Source organism: Gemella cuniculi DSM 15828 (assembly GCF_000425665.1).
Classification (GTDB): Bacteria; Bacillota; Bacilli; order Staphylococcales; family Gemellaceae; genus Gemella; species Gemella cuniculi.
In genome coordinates this window covers 94,120-117,145 of the sequence record NZ_AUDW01000006.1, presented here as the reverse complement: position 1 = coordinate 117,145, position 23,026 = coordinate 94,120, and the positions used below count along the sequence as shown (strand labels likewise).

General features: G+C 27.7%; 19 protein-coding genes, 1 rRNA gene and 1 other annotated feature. All 20 genes read left to right on the top strand.

What is annotated here, in order from left to right; genetic code table 11:
- Positions 1-57: 57 nt before the first annotated feature.
- The 20 genes from rrf (at position 58) to H612_RS0100430 (ending at position 23,018) form a co-directional block, all read left to right on the top strand.
- A 5S ribosomal RNA gene (rrf, locus tag H612_RS0100525) occupies positions 58-172 on the top strand.
- A 222-nt stretch (positions 173-394) separates the two neighbouring features.
- Positions 395-1,375, top strand: coding sequence for a hypothetical protein (locus tag H612_RS0100520; protein ID WP_027129696.1), 981 nt, complete (start codon positions 395-397; stop codon positions 1,373-1,375).
- Positions 1,365-2,744, top strand: a complete 1,380-nt coding sequence (locus H612_RS0100515; RefSeq protein WP_027129695.1) for a DnaD domain protein — start codon at positions 1,365-1,367, stop codon at positions 2,742-2,744. The genes H612_RS0100520 and H612_RS0100515 overlap by 11 nt, the downstream gene beginning before the upstream one ends.
- On the top strand, positions 2,744-3,628 hold the full coding sequence (gene dnaI / locus H612_RS0100510; RefSeq protein WP_027129694.1) for a primosomal protein DnaI: 885 nt from the start codon (positions 2,744-2,746) through the stop codon (positions 3,626-3,628). Before H612_RS0100515 ends, dnaI begins: the two co-directional genes overlap by 1 nt.
- 449 nt (positions 3,629-4,077) lie before the next feature.
- Positions 4,078-4,509: a division/cell wall cluster transcriptional repressor MraZ gene (gene mraZ / locus H612_RS0100505; RefSeq protein WP_027129693.1), complete on the top strand. Its 432-nt coding sequence runs from the start codon at positions 4,078-4,080 to the stop codon at positions 4,507-4,509.
- A gap of 11 nt (positions 4,510-4,520) precedes the next feature.
- Positions 4,521-5,462: a 16S rRNA (cytosine(1402)-N(4))-methyltransferase RsmH gene (gene rsmH / locus H612_RS0100500; protein WP_027129692.1), complete on the top strand. Its 942-nt coding sequence runs from the start codon at positions 4,521-4,523 to the stop codon at positions 5,460-5,462.
- Between the two features lie 11 nt (positions 5,463-5,473).
- A complete protein-coding gene (locus H612_RS0100495; protein WP_027129691.1) occupies positions 5,474-5,800 on the top strand; it encodes a cell division protein FtsL in 327 nt (108 codons plus the stop codon).
- A gap of 162 nt (positions 5,801-5,962) precedes the next feature.
- Positions 5,963-7,999 (top strand): penicillin-binding transpeptidase domain-containing protein, encoded by a 2,037-nt coding sequence (locus H612_RS0100490; RefSeq protein WP_245570427.1) that lies wholly within the window; start codon positions 5,963-5,965, stop codon positions 7,997-7,999.
- Positions 8,000-8,008: 9 nt separating this feature from the next.
- A complete protein-coding gene (gene mraY / locus H612_RS0100485; protein ID WP_051210071.1) occupies positions 8,009-8,992 on the top strand; it encodes a phospho-N-acetylmuramoyl-pentapeptide-transferase in 984 nt (327 codons plus the stop codon).
- A gap of 1 nt (position 8,993) precedes the next feature.
- Positions 8,994-10,337 carry a UDP-N-acetylmuramoyl-L-alanine--D-glutamate ligase gene (gene murD / locus H612_RS0100480; protein ID WP_027129688.1) on the top strand — a complete coding sequence of 448 codons (1,344 nt, stop codon included), beginning with the start codon at positions 8,994-8,996 and terminating at the stop codon, positions 10,335-10,337.
- 6 nt (positions 10,338-10,343) lie between these two features.
- Positions 10,344-11,285 carry a cell division protein FtsQ/DivIB gene (locus H612_RS0100475; protein WP_027129687.1) on the top strand — a complete coding sequence of 314 codons (942 nt, stop codon included), beginning with the start codon at positions 10,344-10,346 and terminating at the stop codon, positions 11,283-11,285.
- Positions 11,286-11,505: 220 nt separating this feature from the next.
- The gene (gene ftsA / locus H612_RS0100470) at positions 11,506-12,885 is read left to right on the top strand and encodes a cell division protein FtsA (protein ID WP_245570426.1); all 1,380 of its coding nucleotides are present in this window, start codon (positions 11,506-11,508) and stop codon (positions 12,883-12,885) included.
- A gap of 22 nt (positions 12,886-12,907) precedes the next feature.
- Positions 12,908-13,999, top strand: coding sequence for a cell division protein FtsZ (gene ftsZ / locus H612_RS0100465; RefSeq protein ID WP_027129685.1), 1,092 nt, complete (start codon positions 12,908-12,910; stop codon positions 13,997-13,999).
- Between the two features lie 580 nt (positions 14,000-14,579).
- Positions 14,580-16,025, top strand: a complete 1,446-nt coding sequence (locus H612_RS0100460) for an amino acid permease (RefSeq protein WP_027129684.1) — start codon at positions 14,580-14,582, stop codon at positions 16,023-16,025.
- 278 nt (positions 16,026-16,303) lie between these two features.
- Positions 16,304-16,894: a dephospho-CoA kinase gene (coaE, locus tag H612_RS0100455; RefSeq protein WP_027129683.1), complete on the top strand. Its 591-nt coding sequence runs from the start codon at positions 16,304-16,306 to the stop codon at positions 16,892-16,894.
- Positions 16,894-17,637 carry an ABC transporter ATP-binding protein gene (locus H612_RS0100450; RefSeq protein ID WP_027129682.1) on the top strand — a complete coding sequence of 248 codons (744 nt, stop codon included), beginning with the start codon at positions 16,894-16,896 and terminating at the stop codon, positions 17,635-17,637. The genes coaE and H612_RS0100450 overlap by 1 nt, the downstream gene beginning before the upstream one ends.
- The gene (locus H612_RS0100445) at positions 17,630-18,868 is read left to right on the top strand and encodes an ABC transporter permease (protein ID WP_027129681.1); all 1,239 of its coding nucleotides are present in this window, start codon (positions 17,630-17,632) and stop codon (positions 18,866-18,868) included. Before H612_RS0100450 ends, H612_RS0100445 begins: the two co-directional genes overlap by 8 nt.
- A 10-nt stretch (positions 18,869-18,878) precedes the next feature.
- On the top strand, positions 18,879-20,279 hold the full coding sequence (locus H612_RS0100440) for a protoporphyrinogen/coproporphyrinogen oxidase (protein ID WP_027129680.1): 1,401 nt from the start codon (positions 18,879-18,881) through the stop codon (positions 20,277-20,279).
- A 45-nt stretch (positions 20,280-20,324) separates the two neighbouring features.
- Positions 20,325-21,752: a leucyl aminopeptidase gene (locus H612_RS0100435; RefSeq protein ID WP_027129679.1), complete on the top strand. Its 1,428-nt coding sequence runs from the start codon at positions 20,325-20,327 to the stop codon at positions 21,750-21,752.
- 51 nt (positions 21,753-21,803) lie between these two features.
- Positions 21,804-22,001: a binding site (T-box leader), on the top strand.
- A 192-nt stretch (positions 22,002-22,193) separates the two neighbouring features.
- Positions 22,194-23,018, top strand: a complete 825-nt coding sequence (locus H612_RS0100430) for a transporter substrate-binding domain-containing protein (RefSeq protein WP_027129678.1) — start codon at positions 22,194-22,196, stop codon at positions 23,016-23,018.
- Positions 23,019-23,026: the final 8 nt, after the last annotated feature.

Sequence of the window (23,026 nt, the reverse complement as noted above, 5' to 3'; positions counted from 1 at the left end):
ATCAAGTGAAGTTCGAGCTGTAGAAGAAGAAGAGATAATATATGTATGAAGTTTTCGTCTGGTGGCGATAGCGAAGAGGACACACCTGTACCCATACCGAACACAGAAGTTAAGCTCTTTAGCGTCGAATGTAGTTGGGTTTACGCCCTGTGAGACTAGAACGTTGCCAGGCTTTTGAGGAGGGCTTCCTTTTGGGGAGGTTCTTTTTTTTTATTTTCTATAAGGAAGAAAGAAGAAAGAAGTACCGAAAAAAATCGATACTTTTTTTATTTTTGTATACCAATTATAAAAAGGGCAAAAAGATTTGTCGATAAAATTCATGACTTTTATTTTGATTTTATTTTTAAAATGGAGTATTATATTATATAAATAGAATTTTTAGGAGGGCGTAGAAATGTTTTATTTGGAAGATGAAAAGACATTAGTTTTAACAAATGAAAATAAAAAAGATATATTGAGTGCCTTAAAAATAATAAACGAAATAACTAACAATAAAAATATAAAAGTTGCATATATAAAAATATTAGGAAAAGTTTTGGAGTTTAATAAAGCTATAGAATCTTATTACCATTCTCAAAAACCTGAATTTAATGAGATTTATAAAGAAAGAATTGATAATTTAGATATAAGAATAAAAGCAGATTTAAAACCAAATTTTGATAAAGAAAATTATGATAGAGAGATAGAAAATCAATTTAATTTGATTTTATCACGTATTGAGAGTAGAACAGCCATTATCTTTGAAGATGAAAAGGAATATAGTTTCAATAATTATCTTATTACACTAATAAATGATAAAAAATTGGAAGAGTTTATTTGGTTGAATACTCTTTACAATATTTATAAAGAAGGGAATAGCCTAAAATCCATAGTTTCAGATTATTGTAATTTAAATGATATTGAGTTTTCAGATTTATATAAAATTTATTTATTTGTAACAGATTATAATATAAATCAACTATTACTAAAAAATGAATCTAAAATAATTGATAATGAGTACTTAGAAAATTTTGAGAACTTCTTCAATTATATGTACGAATTAATAGATGATTTGAGAACATTTGTTGCGAAAAAAGATAAGAAAAATATTTTAAATTTTTCTACTAAGATAGAAAGTTATACTAATATAAATACACCTACTAAAGATGAGTTTCTTAATAGTGTGAGGAAAGTATTTGTCTTTCTTAGAGAATTATATGAAAATGATAATTCAAAATTGTTGTTGGATAATATTTACCCTATCTTAGTTAAATCATTTTATGCTCCTTTGAAAAATGATGATAAAATAAAATACGATTATAATCCAGATTTTATCTATGCATTGGAGTATACACAAATTATTATAGAAGTGATGGATGAAAATAATGGTAAGTAATTTTTCGCAAAAGGATTTTTATTGTGTCTATAATGATTTTGATCTTTCTTTTTGTGTAAAAGAATTGAATTTATTATATCTGCCTTTAGTGGGTAGTGATGCAATAAAACTATATCAATTCTTGGGAACAAAAATATTAGGAGAAAAAAATCTGTCTAGCAATTTTTTGCATTATGATATATTTGATAATTTACTTTTTGATATTAATAAATTTACTATAGCTAGAAAGAAATTGGAGGCTATGGGTTTACTTCAGACATATTATATTAATAATGATGGAGTTGGACAATATGTTTACAAGATAAAAAGAGTTCTTAGTTTTAATGAGTTTTTTAACACGGCAGTATTGGCACAACTTTTAGAAAATACGATAGGAAGTAGACAATATGCTGAATTAAAAGATAATTTTTCATATAATAAGGTGAATTTTAATAGTTTTGAAGATCTTACTGTGAAATTTTCAGATATTTATCGCTTAGAAAATGTTACAGATTATAATATAGAAAGTAGTGTAGATAAAATAATTGAAGGACCAAATTTTGATGAATATTATTTTGATTTTTCAAAATTAAATTATTTTTTGGCAAGTAGTTATTTAAGTGATATTTTAGATAATAAAGTTACAAAAAATAATATTTTGGGATTAGCACATTTGTATAAGATTACACCACAGGATATGGCTAAGGGAATTGAGAAAAGTGTAGAAATTTCTAATGGAAATTCTATATTAAATATTGACTCTTTAAAGAATTATTTTGTTCAATTATATGTTAATGTTAGAAAACAAGAGGTGCCAACTCTTGATAATATGGTAAGCAAGAAGCTAGTTGAGGAGGCTGGTGAAGAACTTTCAGAAGAAGATAAATTTGTACGAGAGGCGGATAATACCAACTATATTTCTTATTTGAATAAGCAAAAAGGTCTAGTAATTTCAAGTGTTGACGCTAGGGCTATAGCTGAATTACAAGATAAGTATAATTTTCCTACAGGGGTGTTGAATATCTTATTAGAATATTCTATAAATATTAGTAATTCACATGGATTGCCACATAAAAATTATATTGATAAAATTGCGAGTTCATGGTCAGGACAGAAGTTACTAGGAGCACAAGATGCTATTGACTATATACGTAAAATTCGTAATAATAGACAAAATGCAAAAAGTACAGATAAGTTAAAAAAAGTATCAAATAAAAATTCTACTATAAGTAAGAGAAATGTTTATCAAGCTCCATTTCCCGAATATTTAGAAGAACGAATGAAAAAATTATCTGTGAAAAAATCCTCAGAACAGAGCAAGATTATGGTAGAAGATGAAGAAATATATAATAAAATGTTAAATGAATTAAATAATAAAAGGAATAATTAATGAAAAAATTAGCTAGCTTAGTAACCATGGATACAGAAGAAACCTATAAAAAATTTATATCAGAAAAAGTATTAAGAGATTATGAAGTAATTAAATTCATAAAAGATAACAATTTAAATAAAAATGAAATTGAGGAAAATTTAGAAAAATTTTATCAATATTATATTTCTAAGGATAATAACTTAAATATAAATCACATTCCGAATTTGATTTATAATAATGGTGAAGTTTATATTTTGTATTCAGAAACAGAAGAATATCGCGATTATAGACTTAGCCTTCAACTAAATAATAGAATTAAAACGGAGTTTGTTCCGTCTAAAATACTTACTTACAATTTTGAAAATTTATCAAAGAGAAAACAAAAAGGACTACTAGCAGTAGAAATTATAAAAACTTGCAAAAATATTATAAACAATCAAAAACAAAAAGGTATATATGTTTATGGACCAACTGGTGTAGGGAAAACATATCTTATGGGATGTATATATAATTATTTTAGAGAACAAGGTAAGGAACCAACAATTATTTATTATCCAGAATTTATAAGAAAGATAAAAACAAAGATTAGTACAAATGAATATAATCAATATATTGATATTGTACGTTCTGAAGAAATACTTATAATTGATGATATTGGTGCTGAAAATATAACAGAATTTATACGTGATGAAATTTTAGGACCAATAATTAATTTTAGAGAGGCAGAGAATCTTCCGACATTTTTTTCATCAAATTTAAGTTTTGAAGATTTGGTAATACTTTTATCAAATTCTAAAAATGCTGTAGATTATACAAAGGCATTAAGAATAGTAGAAAGAATAAAGTCATTGAGTACAGAGTATTTTCTTGATGGAGAGAATGAGAGAGAATACTACAATTGAATTGTTTTGAAAAAAGCGATGCAAAATAATTAGAGTATTATTAATATTCAGTGTGAATTAAAAATTTATTCACACTGAATATTTTTTAGTTTGAAATAGTAGATATAAATTTAAAAATTGAAAATATTAGTACTGTTTGAAATCAGAACTATAGGTTCAATAATTATAGTAGCTATCAATTAAGTTTTATAAAGAAATCTACAGTTATTGATTCTAACTTAATAAGTTAATAGCACAGCATAATAGCTATTTTGTGTGTGGTTAAAAAATATTTATAAAATAATAAAAATGAAAATAGGCATATAAAATTATTAATAATTTTATATGCCTATTTTTTTGATAAATTAGCATTTATTAATAAAATTTAAAAATAATTAATAAATTTTCCGCAAAATAGTGGAAAAAAGTGGGGAAATGTGGTAAATTATAAAAGTAAGGTGGTGAAAGTAGTGTTTATTGGTCAATATAATAATAAAATGGATTCCAAAGGACGGCTTAGTATCCCTATAAAATTTAGGGAGGAGTTAGGAGAAAAATTTATTATAACAAGAGGTTTAGACTCTTGTTTATTTGGCTATTCACTACAAGAGTGGCAAAAAGTAGAAAGTAAAATAAAATCACTACCTATTACTAAAAAGAATGCACGTACTTTCCAACGCTTTTTCTTTTCTGGTGCAACCGAGGTAGAAATTGATAAGCAAGGAAGAATCAACATACCCAACTCTTTAATAGAGCATGCTTTTTTAGCTAAAGAGTGTGTAGTAAATGGTTTATCAAATAGAATAGAGATATGGGATAAATCACGTTGGGAAAACTTACTTGTTGAAAGTGAAGCAAGTGTAGAAGAAATTGCAGAAGAACTAGAAGATTTTGATTTTTAGGGTGGAAGAAGATGTTTAAACATTATAGTGTTTTATTAGAAGAAGCTGTAGACGGCTTAAATATTAAAGAAGATGGAATTTATGTTGATTGCACTTTGGGTGGTGCAGGGCATAGTTTGGAAATTTTGAAAAGGTTAAAAAATGGAAAATTATATGCGTTTGATCAAGATAGTGTTGCTATAGAACATGCTAAGGAAAAGTTGATTGAATATAGTGACAAAGTTGTTTTTATAAAATCAAATTTTGAAAATTTACAGAAAAAATTATTAGAATATGGTGTAGTTGAGGTTGATGGTGTTTTGTATGATTTAGGTGTATCATCACCTCAGTTTGATACTCCAGAGAGAGGATTTAGTTATAATTATAACACTCGATTAGACATGCGCATGGATACAGATGCTGAATTAAGTGCATACGATATAGTGAATAATTGTAGTTATCATGATTTAGTGAAGATATTTTATCGGTATGGAGAAGAAAAATTTTCAAAACAAATAGCGAGAAATATTGAAAGAAAAAGAGAACAAAAACCCATAGAAACAACATTTGAATTGGTAGATATAATTAAGGAATCAATCCCTGCTGCCAAAAGAAGAACAGGGGGGCATCCTGCTAAACGGGTTTTTCAAGCAATAAGGATTGCAGTTAATAATGAATTATCTGTTTTTGAAAAATCACTAGAACAAGCTATAGACATGGTTTGTGTGGGAGGAAGAATTTCGGTTATTACCTTTCATTCATTAGAAGATCGAATTTGCAAGCAGATTTTTAATGCATATTCTAAAAAAGAAGATTTACCTAAAAATCTTCCAATAATGCCACAGGAGAGTTTATCAAAATTAAAAGTTATTACAAAAAAACCTATTTATCCTAGTAACAGAGAATTAGAAGAAAATAATCGTTCTCATAGTGCAAAATTAAGGATAGCAGAGGTACAGAAAAAAGATGATTAGGGGAAATAAAAATGGCAACATTAAAAGTATATAGTAGAGAATATGGTGTAAGGAAAGTACAAGAAAAAGTAAAGTTTAATTTATTTGAAAAAGCTGGATATGGAATTTTTGTAGGAGTTATTTTACTTGCGAACATAGTTATGTTAAACTATAAAGGTGAGTTATATTCTTTAAAAAGTACTCAGCAGAAAAATGATGTAGTTATTTCAGAAAAACAAAAAGATAATAACGAACAGAAGGTTATCATTAATAATTTGTCTTCATATGAAAGAGTGAAGAAAATTGCTGAGAGTTTAGGGATGAAGACTCAAAAAGATAACATAAAGGTAGTGAGATAATTGAAAAAACTTTTTAGAAAAATATTTACTTTGAGGTTTTTAGAAGATAAAAAAAGTTTGAAAAAGAAAGATTATATCTCGAGGGAAAGAACAAAAATCGTATTTTTTATAATTTTTGTTTTTTTCTTTGTATGGATTTTAGTTATAAATATTGGACAAATGATGTTGATCGGTACAGTTCGTGGTCAAAATTTATCTGAATTAGCTGATAAAAAATATAAAATTGATTCAAGTTTGCAACCTAATAGAGGAAAAATTTATGATAGAAATGGGAATATTTTAGCAGATAATATTGAATCATATAAACTGGTTGCGGTAGTATCAGAAAAAGCAACAGAAGATGATGAACATCCTAGACATGTGAAAGATGTTGATAAAACGGCAGAAGAATTGTCAAAATTTATAAAATTGGATAAAAGTAAAATTAAGGAAATTTTACAAAAGCAAGGAGTCTATCAGGTAGAATTTGGAACAGCTGGGAAAGATATTAGTGTAGAAGTTAAGAAAAAAATTGAAGAGTTGAATCTTCCAGGTATACAATTTATTGCTACGACAAAAAGATATTATCCAAATGGAAGTATGTTGGGAAATTTCTTAGGATTTGCTCAAAATTCTCCGGACAGTGATTTGATAACAGGAAGACTAGGAATTGAAAAAACTTTTGATTATTATCTACGAGGAAAAGAAGGTCATATAACATATGCTAAAGATGCTTGGGGTAAAGTTGTTTCTAACATACCTAAGGTAGAAATTAAACCAGTAGATGGTGCAGATATACATCTAACAATTGATAAAAATATCCAAGGTTTTATTGATAATACGTTGAAGGATATTCATGATAAATATCAACCAGAGAGTGCTTTCGCAATTGCAGTAAGTGCGAAAACTGGAGAAATATTAGGATTAGGACAAACTCCAGCATTTAATCCTAATACACAAGAAAATTTAGAAAGTGCATGGTCAAATATATTTTATAACTCTGCATATGAGCCAGGGTCTACACTTAAGACATTTACAATGTCGGTAATGATGGAGAATAATGTTTATAATCCTAATGCATATTACAGATCAGGTTCATATAAAGTAGAAGATGCAACAATTTATGACTGGAATAGAGTTGGTTGGGGAACAATTACACAACGCCACGGATTTCAACAATCTTCTAATACATTAATGTTAACATTGCTTCAAAGTTTAGGGACTGAGAAATTGAAAACTGGGTTAGAAAATTTTGGTTTTGGGAAATCTACTAATTCTTTATTTGGAAATGAGGCAGCTGGGGATTTAGTATTTAATAACAAAGTTTCAGCCTCAACTACTGTGTTTGGACAGGGAAGTACGGTAACTGCAATGCAAATGGTTCAAGCAGAAACAGCTATTCTAAATGATGGACAAATGCTTGCACCATACTTTTTAAAAAGAGTTCATGATAAGACTTTGAATAAAGATGTCAATATTGGAGAGAAAAAAATAGTGGGAACACCAATTTCAAAAGCTACGGCTGATAGGATGAAAGAAGAACTTTATGGTGTAGTAAATGGACAATGGGCACAAGGTGGTAAAAGATATTCATTAGATAACTACAGTGTTTCTGGAAAAACAGGTACTGCTGAAGTTGTTGATCCAAAAACAGGAACATACTATAAGAGTCCATATAAAGTTATGCATTCATTTATAGGATATGCACCTAGTGAAAATCCAGAGGTAATAGTTTATGTAGGAATGAAAGTGCCAACAAAAAACTTAGCAGAAAGTTCGGCAAAAGCGTCTTCTGAAATATTTAAACCAATTATGGAAAATACATTAAATTATTTAAATGTTCAAAAAAGTAATGGTAGTGATGAAACACAAGTTTATAAGATGGAAAATCTTATAGGTGCTAATGCCGATACTGCAGTATCAAGTTTATCTACAAAAACTAAAAATGTTATTACCATAGGACAAGGAAATAATATAATAGAGCAATTTCCATCAGAAAATAATACATTCAAAAAAGATGACAAGGTATTTCTAGTTTTATCGCAGAGTAATATTGAGCTTCCTAACTTTGTTGGATGGTCTAAGACAGAAGTTTTAACTTATGCTAAATTAGCGGGATTAAATGTAGAAACTGAAGGCAATGGATATGCAACAAATCAGTCAGTAGCATCAAGAAAAATAGTTAAAAAAGGGGATAGTATCAAAATAAAATTTAGTTAGGAGAAAAAGATGAGTAATTCAACTGTGACGATTGCTGTATCGTTGTTAATTATGGCTTTCTTATTAACGGTATTAATGCTACCAAAGTTAATAAAATATTTACATTACTTGAAGTTTGGTCAAGAAATTAGAATGGAAGGACCACAAAGTCATATGCATAAAAAAGGAACTCCCACTATGGGAGGAATTTCCTTTATTGTTGCTATAGTGATAGCTTTAGTTATAGCTATGTTTTTAGATGGTAGTAATGCAAAATATTATTTCTTATTTATTTATACGACATTATCATTTTCTTTAATTGGGTACATTGATGATATGTTAATAGTAGTTAAGAAAAAAAATGATGGTCTATCACCAAGAAAAAAATTGATATTACAAATTTTATTTTCGGTAATTTTTTATATTTTAATTAAAATTATATATGTTGATGTAAATTATATAGAGATACCATTTATTGGATATCATTTAAATATTTCTTATTTATATATAATATTTGTAGTGTTTTGGCAAACAGGATTTTCAAACGCAGTAAATCTTACAGATGGATTAGATGGACTTGCTACCAGTGTTACTATAATAACTACAGGAACTTTTGCACTAATAGCATACAGAGAAAATAATTTTCCAATTTTAGTATTTTGTTTAGTAATAATAGGTTCATTGATTGGTTTTTTACTATTTAATAAAAAACCAGCAAAGATATTTATGGGTGACACTGGTTCACTAGCTCTCGGGGGAATATTAGCAGCAATATCCATAATTTTGCATAAAGAAATTGCATTTTTATTTATTGGATTAGTTTATATATTAGAAACCTTATCAGTAATTATTCAGGTTACTTATTTCAAGAAAACTGGGAAAAGAATATTTAAAATGTCTCCTTTACATCATCACTTTGAATTATCAGGATATGGTGAAGTAAAAACAGTTTATTTATTTGTGGCTATAGCGATTATTTCTTCAATTATAGGATATTTTATAGGGGTAAAATAAAATGATAAATTTAAAAAATAAAAAAATATTGATTTTAGGTTTTGCGAGAAGTGGATATTCTACAGCAAAAATTTTAAAAAAATTAAATTTTGATGTAACTTTAAATGCAGCAGATGATTTAAGTAATAATGCTCATGCTAGAGAACTTCGAGAACTTGGTGTGAAGATTGTTGATAAGAGTCATCCATTGTCGTTATTAGAGGAAATAGATTTAATAGTAAAAAATCCAGGAATATCATATGGGATAGAAATATTACAGAAAGCTATTGAAAAAGATATTGATATAATAACCGAAATAGAGTTAACTAACACTCTATTCAATGTTGATATGGTCGCTATAACTGGTACGAACGGTAAAACAACAACTACTCAAATGACTTATGAAATTTTAAAGAAAGATAATCCAAAAAATACTTTTTTAGCAGGGAATATAGGATATCCATCAATAGAAGTAGCGTATGAACACCAAAATTCTTTGATAGTAACAGAGGTTTCATCATTTCAGTTGGAAGGGACAAAATATTTTAAACCCAGTATTGCAGTGATAACTAATTTGGGAACTGGTCATTTAGATTACCATGGAAGTGTAGAAAATTACCAAAATGCTAAGCGAAAAATTTATAAAAATCAAACAGAAGAAGATGTTCTAATTTTGAATATAAAAGAGAGAGAAAAGTATAATCTTAATCAAATAAATTCAACAATAATTTTTTATGATACAAAAGATAACACAGATGCGGACGTTTTTGTAAAAAATAATATGGTGGTTTTTAGAAATAAGGAATTGTTTGATATAAGAAAATTAAAACTTCCAGGATTACATAATGTCGAGAATGCTATAAATGCAGCTGTAATTTCTTATATGAAAGGTGCAAGTGTAGAAAATATAAGAGCTGTTATTTACACGTTTAATGGAGTAAAGCATAGACTTCAATATGTAGGGGATGCTAATGGAGTAAAATATTATAACGATTCTAAAGCAACTAATCCTGTTGCAACAACAACTGCACTGGCTGGATTTAAAGAAAATATTATTTTAATTTGCGGTGGTAAAGATAGAGGAGTTGATTTTAAAGAGTTAGTACCATACTTTGATAGGATAAAAACTATGGTAGTTGTGGGAGAGAGTAAAGAAATTTTATATGAATTAGCTACCAAAAATAATATAAATTGCCAAAGAGCATTAAAAATAGCTGATGCGACAGCCTTAGCGAGTGAACTTGCTGAGATTGGGGACATAATATTATTGTCGCCAGCTTGTGCTTCTTGGGATCAATATAAATGTTTTGAAGAGCGTGGAGATGAATTTATAGAAACATTTAATAAAATTAAAAATAAAGGATAGTTAGCTATGAATAGTAAAAATAAAAAATTACTTTCAAAAATAATTGATAATCAAAAGCAAACTTCATTATCAAAAATAAAAAAGAGAAAAAGAAGAGAGCTAACTTTTATAATAGGTTTATTTTCAGTTGTAATTTTATTTATCGCTTTTATGTTCAGTCCTTATGTAAAATTAAAAAATATTGAAGTTTCAGGTTATAGTCAAATTTCTAAAGAAGAAATTTTAGAAGCTGGGGGAATAAATACAAATCTTAAAACATGGTCTATTAAGGATACAGATGTTGAAAAAAAGATAAAAGATAAATATAACATCTTGAAAAATGTAAGCGTAAAATCAAAAATGTTATCCTCTATTGTTATAAGTGTAGAAGAATATAAACTTATCGCACAAAATAAACTAGAAGATGGTAATTATCAAGCTATCATGGAAAATGGAGATGTGTATAGTGGTAAAATTAGAAATAATTATAATCTCCCAATTTTGGAAAAATTCAAAGATGATAACGGCAAATTAAGAGAGATTTATAAAAATTTATCAGAATTAAAAACGGAGGTCTTATCACAAATTTCTGAAATAATAAATGATAAAGATAATACTATAATAATATATATGAAAGATGGACAAAAAGTGAAAGCACTTAGTTCATCCTTTGCAGAAAAATTAAACTATTATGACGAAATTTCTAAGTACATTAAAGACAAGAATAAAACTACATTAAACTTGATAAATGGCACATATCTTGAAACAGAAAAAACAGATAAAGAAAAATCTAAAAAAATCAATGCTCTTTTAAACAAAAGTGGTGTAGGGAATCAGAATAATAAAAATAATGTTGTTTCTGATGAAAGTACTAATAAGGAACAAAAAAATCAAACTTCAGAAAAAAATTTAAATAATAGTCAAAAACAAAAAAGTGCTACGACACAGAAAAAAAGAAACACACCATAGAAAAATACTGTCTAGAGTTTTATATTTTAGGCAGTATTGTTATAAAAAATTTAAATTTTAAATTTTTATAATAGAATTGACAAATAATTTAATAAAATTTAAATTTTTTTGGTGTTTTTCATATTTTTTTTTTAAAATTTATGATATAATTTAGTATGTGTAAATAGAATTTGTTGGTATTTACAATTTTATTATAATACTAGAAAATAAAAAGGAAGGAGTGTTTGACTTGAGTTCACAATTATATACTTCAATTGATCTTGGATCATCAAGTATTAAGGTGATTATTGCGGATGTAGTATATGAAAAGTTGAATATACTGGGTGTAGGTATTGTAAAAACTACAGCTATAAAAAGAGGCAATATAATAGATGTAGAATCCGCATCTAGAGATATTCAAAAGGCGATAGATATTGCAAAAAGTGAAGCTAATAAGGATATAAGATCGTTATATGTAGCAGTTCCAAGTATACACACTCATATAAAAAAAAGTGTAGCGGAAATTCAATTTGATACTAAACATGATATAGATGGTAGAGATATAGAAGAAGTTATAGAGGAAGCTAAAATTTTACCATTACCTAGAGAAAGAGAAGTAGTTCAGGTTATTCCTGATTATTACAGATTGGACGATATAGAAAATATTAAAAAACCTAAAGGGATGACAGTGCATAACACTTTTGAGGTTACAGGTAATAGAGTCTTAACCTCAAGAACACATCTTCATACGATATATAAAAGTATAGAAAACTTGAGGCTAGACTGTAATGAAACATTTTGTACATCTCATTCTCTAGGAGAATTATTATTAAATGATGAGGAAAAAGATTATGGTTCTGTGATTATTGATATTGGAGCAGGACTTACGACTGTAAGTTATTTTGAGGATGGGATCCTCCAATTATCACAATCTATAGAATTAGCTGGAGAAGATATAACAAGAACTATTTCTGATGTTTTAAATGTTACAATGAAAAGAGCTGAGGAAATAAAACTTACTCAGGGGCATGCTTTTTATGATACAGCTTCATCACAAATTATAATAGAATTAGATAATTTAGAGCCAGAAGAAGAGCCATATACTCAGAAAGAATTAGCAGACTACATAGAAGAAATAGTAGAAGAAATAATTTTACGTGCTTTTGACACGTTGAGAAAAGCAGGAATAAATAGAGTAAAGGGTAATGTAGTTTTAACAGGGGGAACAACTCTTATGCCAGGTGTATTAGAATTGGCTAAAGATATGTTAAGAAAGATGAATGTAAGAATTGGTTCTCCTAAAATTATAGGAGCTAACTCTCCAGAATTGTCAGTTGTAGTGGGAACTTTAACAAGTAGTTATAAAATAGAATCATTATTTGGATACCAAATAACAGAAGAAGTAGCTACTGTAAAAAATACCAATACTACATTCGAGAATGTAACGGCAGTAGAGGAAATTCCTGTTTCGAATAATAATCAAAAAACTTCAATGATTGATACAAGCTCACATGAAAATGAGCTGAATGAAGTTTATCAAGAAGAAATTACGAAAAAAGAAGATAAAGAGCAAGGATTTTTCGCAAAATTAAGTAAGAAGTATAATTCATTTTTTGAATAATAATTAGGAGGATTTTAAAGTTATGTTAGAAGCATTTGATCAATCAGCAGTAATTAAAGTAGTAGGAGTCGGTGGCGGAGGCGGAAACGCTGTTGACCGAATGATAGAAAGTGGAATTCAAAATGTCGAGTTTATCGCAGTTAATACAGATGCACAAGCATTAAGACGTTCTAAAGCTGATGTAAGAATTCAAATTGGAGAAAAATTGACAAAAGGTTTAGGAGCAGGTGCAAATCCAGAAGTAGGACGTAAAGCTGCAGAAGAAACTAAAGATAAAATTGAAGAGGCACTTGAGGGTGCAGATATGGTATTCGTTACTTCAGGAATGGGTGGTGGAACTGGAACTGGAGCAGCACCAATAGTGGCAAGTATCGCTAAAGAATTAGGTGCATTAACAGTGGGAGTTGTTACTCGTCCATTTAATTTTGAAGGAAAAAAACGTCAAGTGCAGTCTACTGCTGGAATTAATTCACTGAAAGGTGCCGTAGATACATTAATCGTAATTCCTAATGATAGATTATTAGATATTGTTGATAAATCAACTCCAATGATGCAAGCATTTGTTGAAGCAGATAATGTACTTCGTCAAGGTGTTCAAGGTATTTCAGATTTAATTAACGTATCAGGTACAGTGAATTTAGATTTTGCAGATGTTAAGGCTATTATGGCAGATCAAGGTTCTGCTTTAATGGGAATAGGTGTTGCTTCTGGAGAAAATAGAGCCATTGAAGCGGCTAAGAAAGCTATTTCATCTCCATTACTTGAAACTTCAATTGTAGGAGCAAAAGGTGTATTATTAAATATTACTGGTGGACCATCGTTAAGTTTATTTGAAGCACAGGCTGCAGCAAGTATAGTGCAAGAAGCTAGTGATGATGAAGTAAATATGATTTTTGGTACAGTGTTTAATGAAGATTTAGAAAAAACAGACGAAATTATCGTTACAGTTATCGCAACTGGTTTTGAAGAAGATGGTGTTAGTGTAGAAAGAGACATTCTTAGCCAACGTCCACAGCAACCAGAGGCAAGTTCGTTTACAAGTGGTTATGGAAAAAATGAAGTAGAACAAGAAATGTATCCAAGACCAAGAAGAAGAACAAGAAGAGAAATTTAATAAATAAAAAAGATAGAGATTTTAACCTCTATCTTTTTTATTTATTACTTTAGGTATATTGTGTATTAAGTTGAGTTAGTTTAATGTCGTACATATTTAACAATTTTGGAAAAAATTTTCTGAATCTAAATTATTAAAAAATAATAAACTCAGCTGTTTTTTAGTAATGATATATTAATCTCAATATACTTTTTTGTTGAGTATAAGTATATTGAGAAAGTGTTATATCATGTTTTATTTTTTATATCGTTAAAATTTTTTTTTGTTATATAAGTTTTTCTTTTAATATTTGAGACTTAAATAATTTTTCTGTTTTGTGTAAGTAAATTATAAACAGCATCATCTAAAGTATAATCACAACATATTTAATTATAAATTTTAATGTGATTGTTATTATAAAATAATTAAAAAAAATTATCATTAGATATGAATATTGTAAAGAAATATTATGATTAAATTAGATTAGTTGTAAATAAAGTAATAAAAAATAATTTTATAAAAAGTTTTCTGAAAAATTATTTACAAATAAAAAAAATTCTAGTATAATTTATTATTAAATACTAGGAAAGGGCGTGATTATATGGCAAACCCTAAAATGGAAAGAAATTTGCAAGCACGGCACATAAGTATGATTGCAATTGGTGGGTGCATAGGGACAGGATTGTTTATGGCAAGTGGAGCTGTTGTAAGTAAAGCAGGTTCATATGGAGCAGTATTTACTTATGCACTTATTGGAATTATTATTTATTTTTTAATGGCATCAATAGGAGAATTGGCGACATTTTATCCAGTTTCGGGATCTTTTGGTTCGTATGCAACTAGATTTATAGATCCAGGATTGGGATTTGGTATAGGGTGGTTATATTGGATATTATGGATATTGGTTGCAAGTGTAGATATTATAACATTATCAAAAATACTTCATTATTGGGAATATTTTAGAAAATTTTCTACATTTTCTATTTGTATCGTATTTTTATTGTTATTGTATGTTTTAAATTTGGTAAGTGTTAAAGTATTTGGTGAAGTAGAATATTGGATAACTATTATAAAAGTGATAACAGTAGTAGTATTTTTAATAGTAGGTATTGCTATTATTTTTGGAATAACGAATAACCCTGATGCAGGAATAACAATGTTTGTAAAAAATGGCGAAAAGACTTCCAGTGCAGGGATGCTAGGATTGTTTGGAGTATTTTCTACAGCGGCATTCTCATTTGGAGGAACAGAAGTTGTTGCAGTGACAGCAGGAGAGTCACCTAATCCTAAAGAAACAATGCCGAAAGCTGTAAAACAAGTTTTTTGGAGAATTTTGATTTTTTACATAGCAACGATGTTTATTATTTCATCAATAGTATCAGCAGAAGATACAAGATTGTTAGATACGAGTAATGTTACAGCTTCTCCATTTACTATTGTATTTCAAAATATAGGATTGTCGATAGCTGCGGTAATTATGAATATAGTTATTTTGACCTCAGTTTTATCAGCAGCAAATTCGGGAATGTATGTTTCAAGTAGACAGTTATTCTCATTAAGTTTGAGTAATTATGGGCCTAAAGCGTTTAAAAAATTAAATTCAAATTCAACTCCTACTATAGCATTAACTTTTTCAGCAATATTTATGATATTATGTTTTGCATTTGAAAAGTATAATTCTAGTGGATATTACATGTTGTTATCAATGGTTGGAATTATTGTTATGTTAATTTGGATAGTATCATTAATATCCCAAATTAGATTAAGAAAGGCCATAATAATACAGGGCAAAAAAGCAGAAGATGTATTACCGTATACTGCAAAAACAGGAATTGTTGGTTCGTATATTGCATTAATAGTTTTTATTTTAATAATTATTTTGCAACTGATTTCAGATTATTTGACAGGTGGTTTTGTTCAGATGTCTTATAATTTAGTATGTCCAGCTATTGGTTTAATCTTATATTTGAGTTTTAAATTAGTAACCAAGAAAAAATTTGTAAAATTAGAAGAGATGGATATTAATCCATTTAATGAAGAAAAATAAATTTTGTATGGAGTATTAATCATTTTAAATATTATGTAAAAATTAATATTTATAGTGATTAATATTCTATTTTTAATTACTCACTAATTTAAATGATGTTGTAAAAATATTAGATTATAAATATATATTTGATTTTTTTTAGTTATTTTAATTATTTTTTTAAATTAAAATATTTATTATGAGTTTATATTCTTTTAATAAACTAACTATGTTTTCTATAGTAAATATATAGTTAATGTGATAAAATTATACTTAAGTAATTTTTTGGAGATGATAATTTGAATGTAGGAATTACAGGAAGTATAGCGTGTGGAAAAAGTACAGTATCTAATTTTTTGAAAAAAAGAGGATATATAGTTATAGATGCTGATAAAGTTGGACATGATATATTGTTTAATGAAGAAGTAAAAAAGAGATTAGTTTTAAATTTTGGTTCAAAAATAATTAAAAATAATGAAGTAGATCGTGTTGAATTGGGAAAAATTGTTTTTGGAAATAAGAAGCAATTAACTTTATTAAATGATATTATTCACCCAGAAATAAGAAAGCAAGTTTTGAGAGAACAAAAAAAATATAAAAGAGAGAAATTAGTATTTTTAGATGTAGCATTACTTTTTGAGGCTAAATTTAATGATTTAGTAGATAAGATTATCGTAGTTCATTCTAATTTTGATATTCAGCTAGAAAGGTTAATGAAGAGAAGTTCACTTTCAGAAAAAGAAGCACTAAAAAGAATTAATAGTCAAATAAGTTCTGAAGAAAAATCGAAATTAGGAGATTATGTTATTGACAACAGTTCAACATTAGAAAATACTTATAATCAACTTGAAGAAATTTTGATAAAATTATCGGAAGGGGAAAATAAATAATGGAAAATATTTTAGAGATAAAAAATTTAACAGGTGGGTATAATAGAAAAAAAGTTATAGAAAATATAAATTTAAAAATTACAAAAGGTAGTATTACAGCATTAATTGGATTAAATGGAGCGGGGAAAAGTACTACAATAAAACATATTTTAGGACTTCTTCATGCTATGCAAGGTGAAGTTAAGGTTAATAATACTACTATTACCAATAATAATGAAAAATATAGAAAAAGTATAAGCTATATTCCAGAATCACCAGTTTTATATGATGAACTAACTTTGGAAGAGCATATAAATTTGACTGCTATGGCATATAATTTAAAAATGGATGAAACTTGGGAAAGAGCAGATAAGTTACTTACTTTGTTTAAACTACAAGATAAAAAGAAATTTTTCCCGATACATTTTTCAAAGGGAATGAAACAAAAAGTTATGATTATTTGTGCTTTTTTAGTAGAACCTAGTTTATACATTATAGATGAACCATTCTTGGGGTTGGATCCTATAGCAATTAATGATCTAATTAATCTTATGTGTGAAAGAAGAAGTAAGGGAGCGAGTATATTAATGTCTACTCACATACTTGCAACTGCGGAAAAGTATTGTGATAATTTTGTTATTATTCATGAAGGAAAAATTTTAGCAGAAGGTAATCTTGAGCAATTAAGAGCTGAGTTTAATATGATAGGTGCATCATTAGATGAAATTTATTTAGCTTTAACAACTAGAGGTAGTAATGAATAACATAAAAAATATTTTCTCTGATAGAAGAAAACGAGAACGTGAACAACGAGTAACTTATAGTAAGTATATATTTAATTCGCACCTGATTATGTTTCTTATTATAGTGCTTGGAGCGGCGATGATAAATTATTCGAAATGGTTGGACAATGCAAGTGATTTTGAATTAAGAGTAGTTTTTGTATCTAGTACAGCGATTTTGAGTTATATTTTGGTTTCACTGCGAGTGAAAACCTTTATAAAAGAGGCAGATTCAATATTTTTATTACCTATTGAGAAATATTATGGTAAGGAAATTTTAAAAACTGTTCTAGCAAGTACTATAAAACATTTAATAACTCTTATTATTTTTTACATAGTTGCGAAACCTATATTAGATAGAATAGGGAATATTGATAAGGTAACGATATTAACACTTATAGTAATTATCTTCTGTAATATTGGATATAGGTTGCAAGAAGTTGTGTATTTTGGGCAAAAGTTATCAACAAAAGTTTTATTATTTTTTAGTATTTTTACTCAGTTAATTGTTTTATTTTTAAATCCACCTTATGTAGTATTTCTATCTTTGGTTATTATTGCGATACTTGTTACAATTTTTGTTAAGGAGTACAATTATAAAAATAAAGGAATAAAATTTGAAAACGGAAATTATTATTTATTAAGATGGAATGAAGCGGCAGATTATGATAAAAATCGTCAGGAGAGTTATTTGAAATTTATTAATATGTTTGTTGATGTTCCTTTAAATAATGTAAAAGTTGCAAGAAGAAAGTATTTTGATATACTTCTTCCGAAGTTAACACAAAAAAACTTCAACAAGGAAAACAGTTTTAAATACTATTATTATAGAGTATTTTTACGACAAGAAAACACTATATTTTTGGCGGTACGACTGATGCTTGTTGCAATAGTATTTATTTTTAGTTTTAAAAATCAATACGTTAGTGCGGTAACTATAATATCATATAGTTATTTAACAATAATTCAACTGGTACCTTTATACAATCAAATAAGAAATAATATTTGGCATAATGTACTACCTGTAGATGAAGAAATAAAAATTAATAGTTTTAAAAAGTTATTGACTTTAGTTATAGGAATGACAACACTAATACTGACAGTGGTAAGTATTGTTTTAGGACAAATTACGCTTACATATATAGGAATAAATATAGTAGCGTTAATTGTTGCAAACTTACTTGCGAGTGTATTTATTTCCAAGGTAAAATAGGGGTAATTATATGAAAAATATAGCAATTATAGGAGGAGATTTATCTGGAGTTAGTTGTGCATATTTTTTAGATAAATTTTCTGGAATAGATTCGAAAAAATTTAATATAGATTTGATTGAAAAAGATTTGGAATTTGCTAAAGATAAATTTGGCAAGTTTCAATATGGTCAAGAAATTTATGATAACGGCTGGCATAGTTCAATATATGATCAGGGAATATTGTTTTATTTGATGATAGAATTAGGATTGCATCGATATTTAATAGAAAGTAGTAGTACTAAAAAGGTCTTTTTTACAAAAGAAGGGATAAAGTATTTGCCAGAAAAATTGTTATATGGTTATCCTTTGGATAAAAAAGAATTATTACTTTCAGATATATTTACTTTTAAAGAAAAATTATCAATAGTTTATAATATGCATAAGACAATGGAAGATGAAAATGTTCAAAATATGACTGTAGAAGATTTTTTTACAGAAAATGTGAACAATAATATATATTATAAATTAATTGAGCCACTTTTAACTAGTCATTACGGAAGTGATGTTTCCAAACAAAATATGGTTAGTATAATGCCCGAACTTTCATTTCTTACCATACAAAAAGAGTATATAAATGAAATTTTGGAAGAGATGTATAATAGAAAAGTGATTGATAATATAAGTATTGGAACAGAACATAGGTTAAAATTCACACTAAAATCATTTGTAGAAACGTTAGAGTCAAACTTTTCAGATAAAGTATTTTTAGAATTCAATAGAAAAGTAGAAAAAATAGAAAGAAAAGGTGAAAAATACCTTGTTCATTCTAATGGTAGTATATATAAATATGATTATGTAATTTTAGCATTGAATCATAAAAATTTTATATCTTGGTTTAAAGAAGATGAAGAAATTCAAAATTTTTTTAATGATATAGAATATGTTTCTAATATAGTTGCAACATTTGTATATAAGAGAGAAAATTTGCATATTAATAAAGAAATAGGTGAAGTAATTTTCCCTGAGGAAAGTGAAAAATTTGTAACTAAATTAGAATATGTTAGTAATAAATGGATTGATATAAAAATGAGCGGTATTCAGATAGTTCGAGCATACATTAGTAGGCAAGAATCTGTAAGGAGATTGAGTAGTAGGGGGGATGATGAAATAAGAAAAATAATAGAAGAGGAAATACGTGATGTTCATGGCTTTGTAGGTGATGTAGAACGCTGTTATATTAGTAGAATAGAGGATAATTATCGTTATTGTGATAAGAAATATAATAAAAAAATTAATAAGTTTTCAGAATATCTTGAAGAAAAATATCCTAATTTATACATAATAGGAAGCTCTAAAAAAGCAACTAATTTAGAAAATACAATATTAGAGGCTAAGGAAACATCAAAAGAATTACTAGAAAAAATAAGATAAATTATTAATTAAGAAAGGTGTACGTGGTCGTACAAGGTGAAAAAAATGAAATTTGTTTTAAATAAGAAAGATGGAGTGAGAGTAACCCCGATTTTTGAAAATGAAAATTATAATAGTGAGTTATTAAGTTATACAAAAGAAAAAGAACTTTTTTCTGGAAAACTAAAAGAAGTTTATTGTCACTTACCATTTGATGGACAAAAAGAAATTTTATTAGGTTTTGGTAATAAAGATGACTTATCAGAAGATAAAGTAAGAGAAATTTTCTTTAAGTTAATAAAAAAACTAGTTGAAAATAAAGAGTACGAAGTAGCTATTGAACTTCCAAAAGTAGAAAAAATTCTTACTAGTGATTTTGTAAAAGCTCTGGTAGAAGGTAGTTTGCATGCAACGTATAAATTTGACAAGTATAAAAGTGATAAAAAAGAATTTCCCGAAATAACAATAAATATTTCTACAGAAGAATTATTGCCAACATTAGAAGAAGATATTAAGGAAGCTGAAGATATAATGAAATCAATATTCTTCGCAAGAGATTTAGTAAACGAACGAGCTGAATACCTATATCCTGAAACTTTAGCTAACATTGCAAAAGAAAAATTAAGTCCATTGGGTGTAGAAGTAGAAATTTATGATGAAAAACAATGTGAGGAATTGGGACTAAAAGGACTTTTAGCAGTAGGTCGTTCATCAGTTAGAAAACCTAGATTTATTGTTATGAAATACTTAAATAATAAACAATCTGAAGAAGTAATTGGACTTGTAGGTAAAGGTGTGACTTACGATACTGGGGGATATTCATTAAAACCGACTGCAAATAGTATGGATACAATGTATTGTGATATGGGAGGAGCAGGAACTGTAATAGGTACGATGAACCTTGTGGCAACAAGAAAATTAAAAACAAATGTTATAGCGATAGTAGGTGCGTGTGAGAATACAGTTTCAGGAAGTTCATATAAACCAGGAGATATTATTTCTACCTTATCAGGAAAAACTATAGAAGTTTTAAATACTGATGCAGAAGGAAGAATTACGCTAGCCGATTCAGTCTACTATGCAACTGAAAAATTAAAAGTAAGTAAGGTTATTGATTTAGCAACATTAACGGGTGCATGTTTGGTGGCACTTGGGGAATTTTACACTGGAGCTATCACAAATAATGAAAAATTCTACAATGAATTAAGTGTTGCAGCAAAAGAAGCAGGTGAAAGAGTATGGCAACTGCCAGTTGATGATAGTTTTAGAGAGTTAAATAAATCATCAGTGGCGGATGTGAAAAATACTGGGGGACGTTTAGGTGGAACAATTACAGCAGGATTATTTATTGAAAACTTTGTTGCTAATGATGTTCCATGGGTTCATTTAGATATAGCAGGAACAGCTTATTTATCAGGGCCTGAAAAATATTTACCAAAGGGAGCAACAGGTGTTCATGTAAAAACACTTTATAATCTCTTAAATAAAAATTAAAATTTATTCTTGACAAAAATAAATTTTAAGTGTACAATAGGTTTTAAATAAAATAAACCATAGAAGAGAATAGTAGTTTAGAAAACGATTTTTAGCGAGTTAACGTAGGTGAAAGGTTAGCAATTAGTTTCTTAATGAACGCACTTTTTAGGAATTATGAAAGTAATTGGTTGCTCTGCCTTAAAGAGTTTGAGTGGGTATGCTAATACCAAGAAAAGTGGCAACGCGGAAAATTTATTCGTCTTTTTACAGTTCATATTTGTTGAATTGTAAAAAGACTTTTTTTATTATTTTCTATGCTGAAATTTTAGGAATAAGTATATCAAAAAGAGTGGTACCACGATAATTCGTCTCTTTGTAATTAGAAAATAAATTACAAAGAGATTTTTTATATTACTAACTTTTCTAAAATGATAAAAATTTTTAAGGAGATATAAGACAATGAAGAAATTAGTATTATTTTTAATAGCAATAACTACAGTATTTACATTAACAGCATGTTCAAATAAATCAAATAATAAATCAATGATGGATGATATAAAAGAGAAAGGTAAAATAGTTTTAGGTGTATCACCTGATTATCCCCCTTATGAATTTTTAACATCGGAAAATGGTCAGAAAAAAGTAGTGGGTGCTGATATTTATTTAGCAGAAAAAATTTCTGAGAAATTAGGTGTTAAAGTAGAAATTCAAGAAATGGCATTTGATTCATTAATAGCGGCATTAAATGCTAATAAAGTTGATATGGTTATTTCAGGAATTAATCCAACCGAAGAAAGAAGAAAAGCAGTAGATTTTTCAGATGTTTATTACACGAGTAAAGGAATATTTGTTGTAAATAAAGATAGTGAAGAAATTAAATCAGCTGTGGATTTAAAAGGGAAAAAAATAGGGGTTCAAAAAGGCTCAACATATGAAACATACGCTAAAGAGCAGTTAAAAGTTGATGACAAAGATTTGCAATCACTAACTGATGTTCCTAGTTTATTACAAGATTTAAAAAACAAAAAAATTGATGTAGTTTTGATACCAGACGATGTGGCAAAAATTGCGATTAATAAAAGTAATGATATAAAAATTAGTAGTTTTAGCGCAGAAAATGATCCAGAAGCTACAGGTATGGCAATAGCATTTAAAAAAGCCAAAGATGATAATAATAAAGAATTATTAGAACAAGTAAACGCAGTTATAAAAGAAATAAAAGAGAAAAATTTATTTGAGCAAGAATTGGATAAATATGCCAAACTTGCTGCAGAAAGCGAATAGAGAGGTAA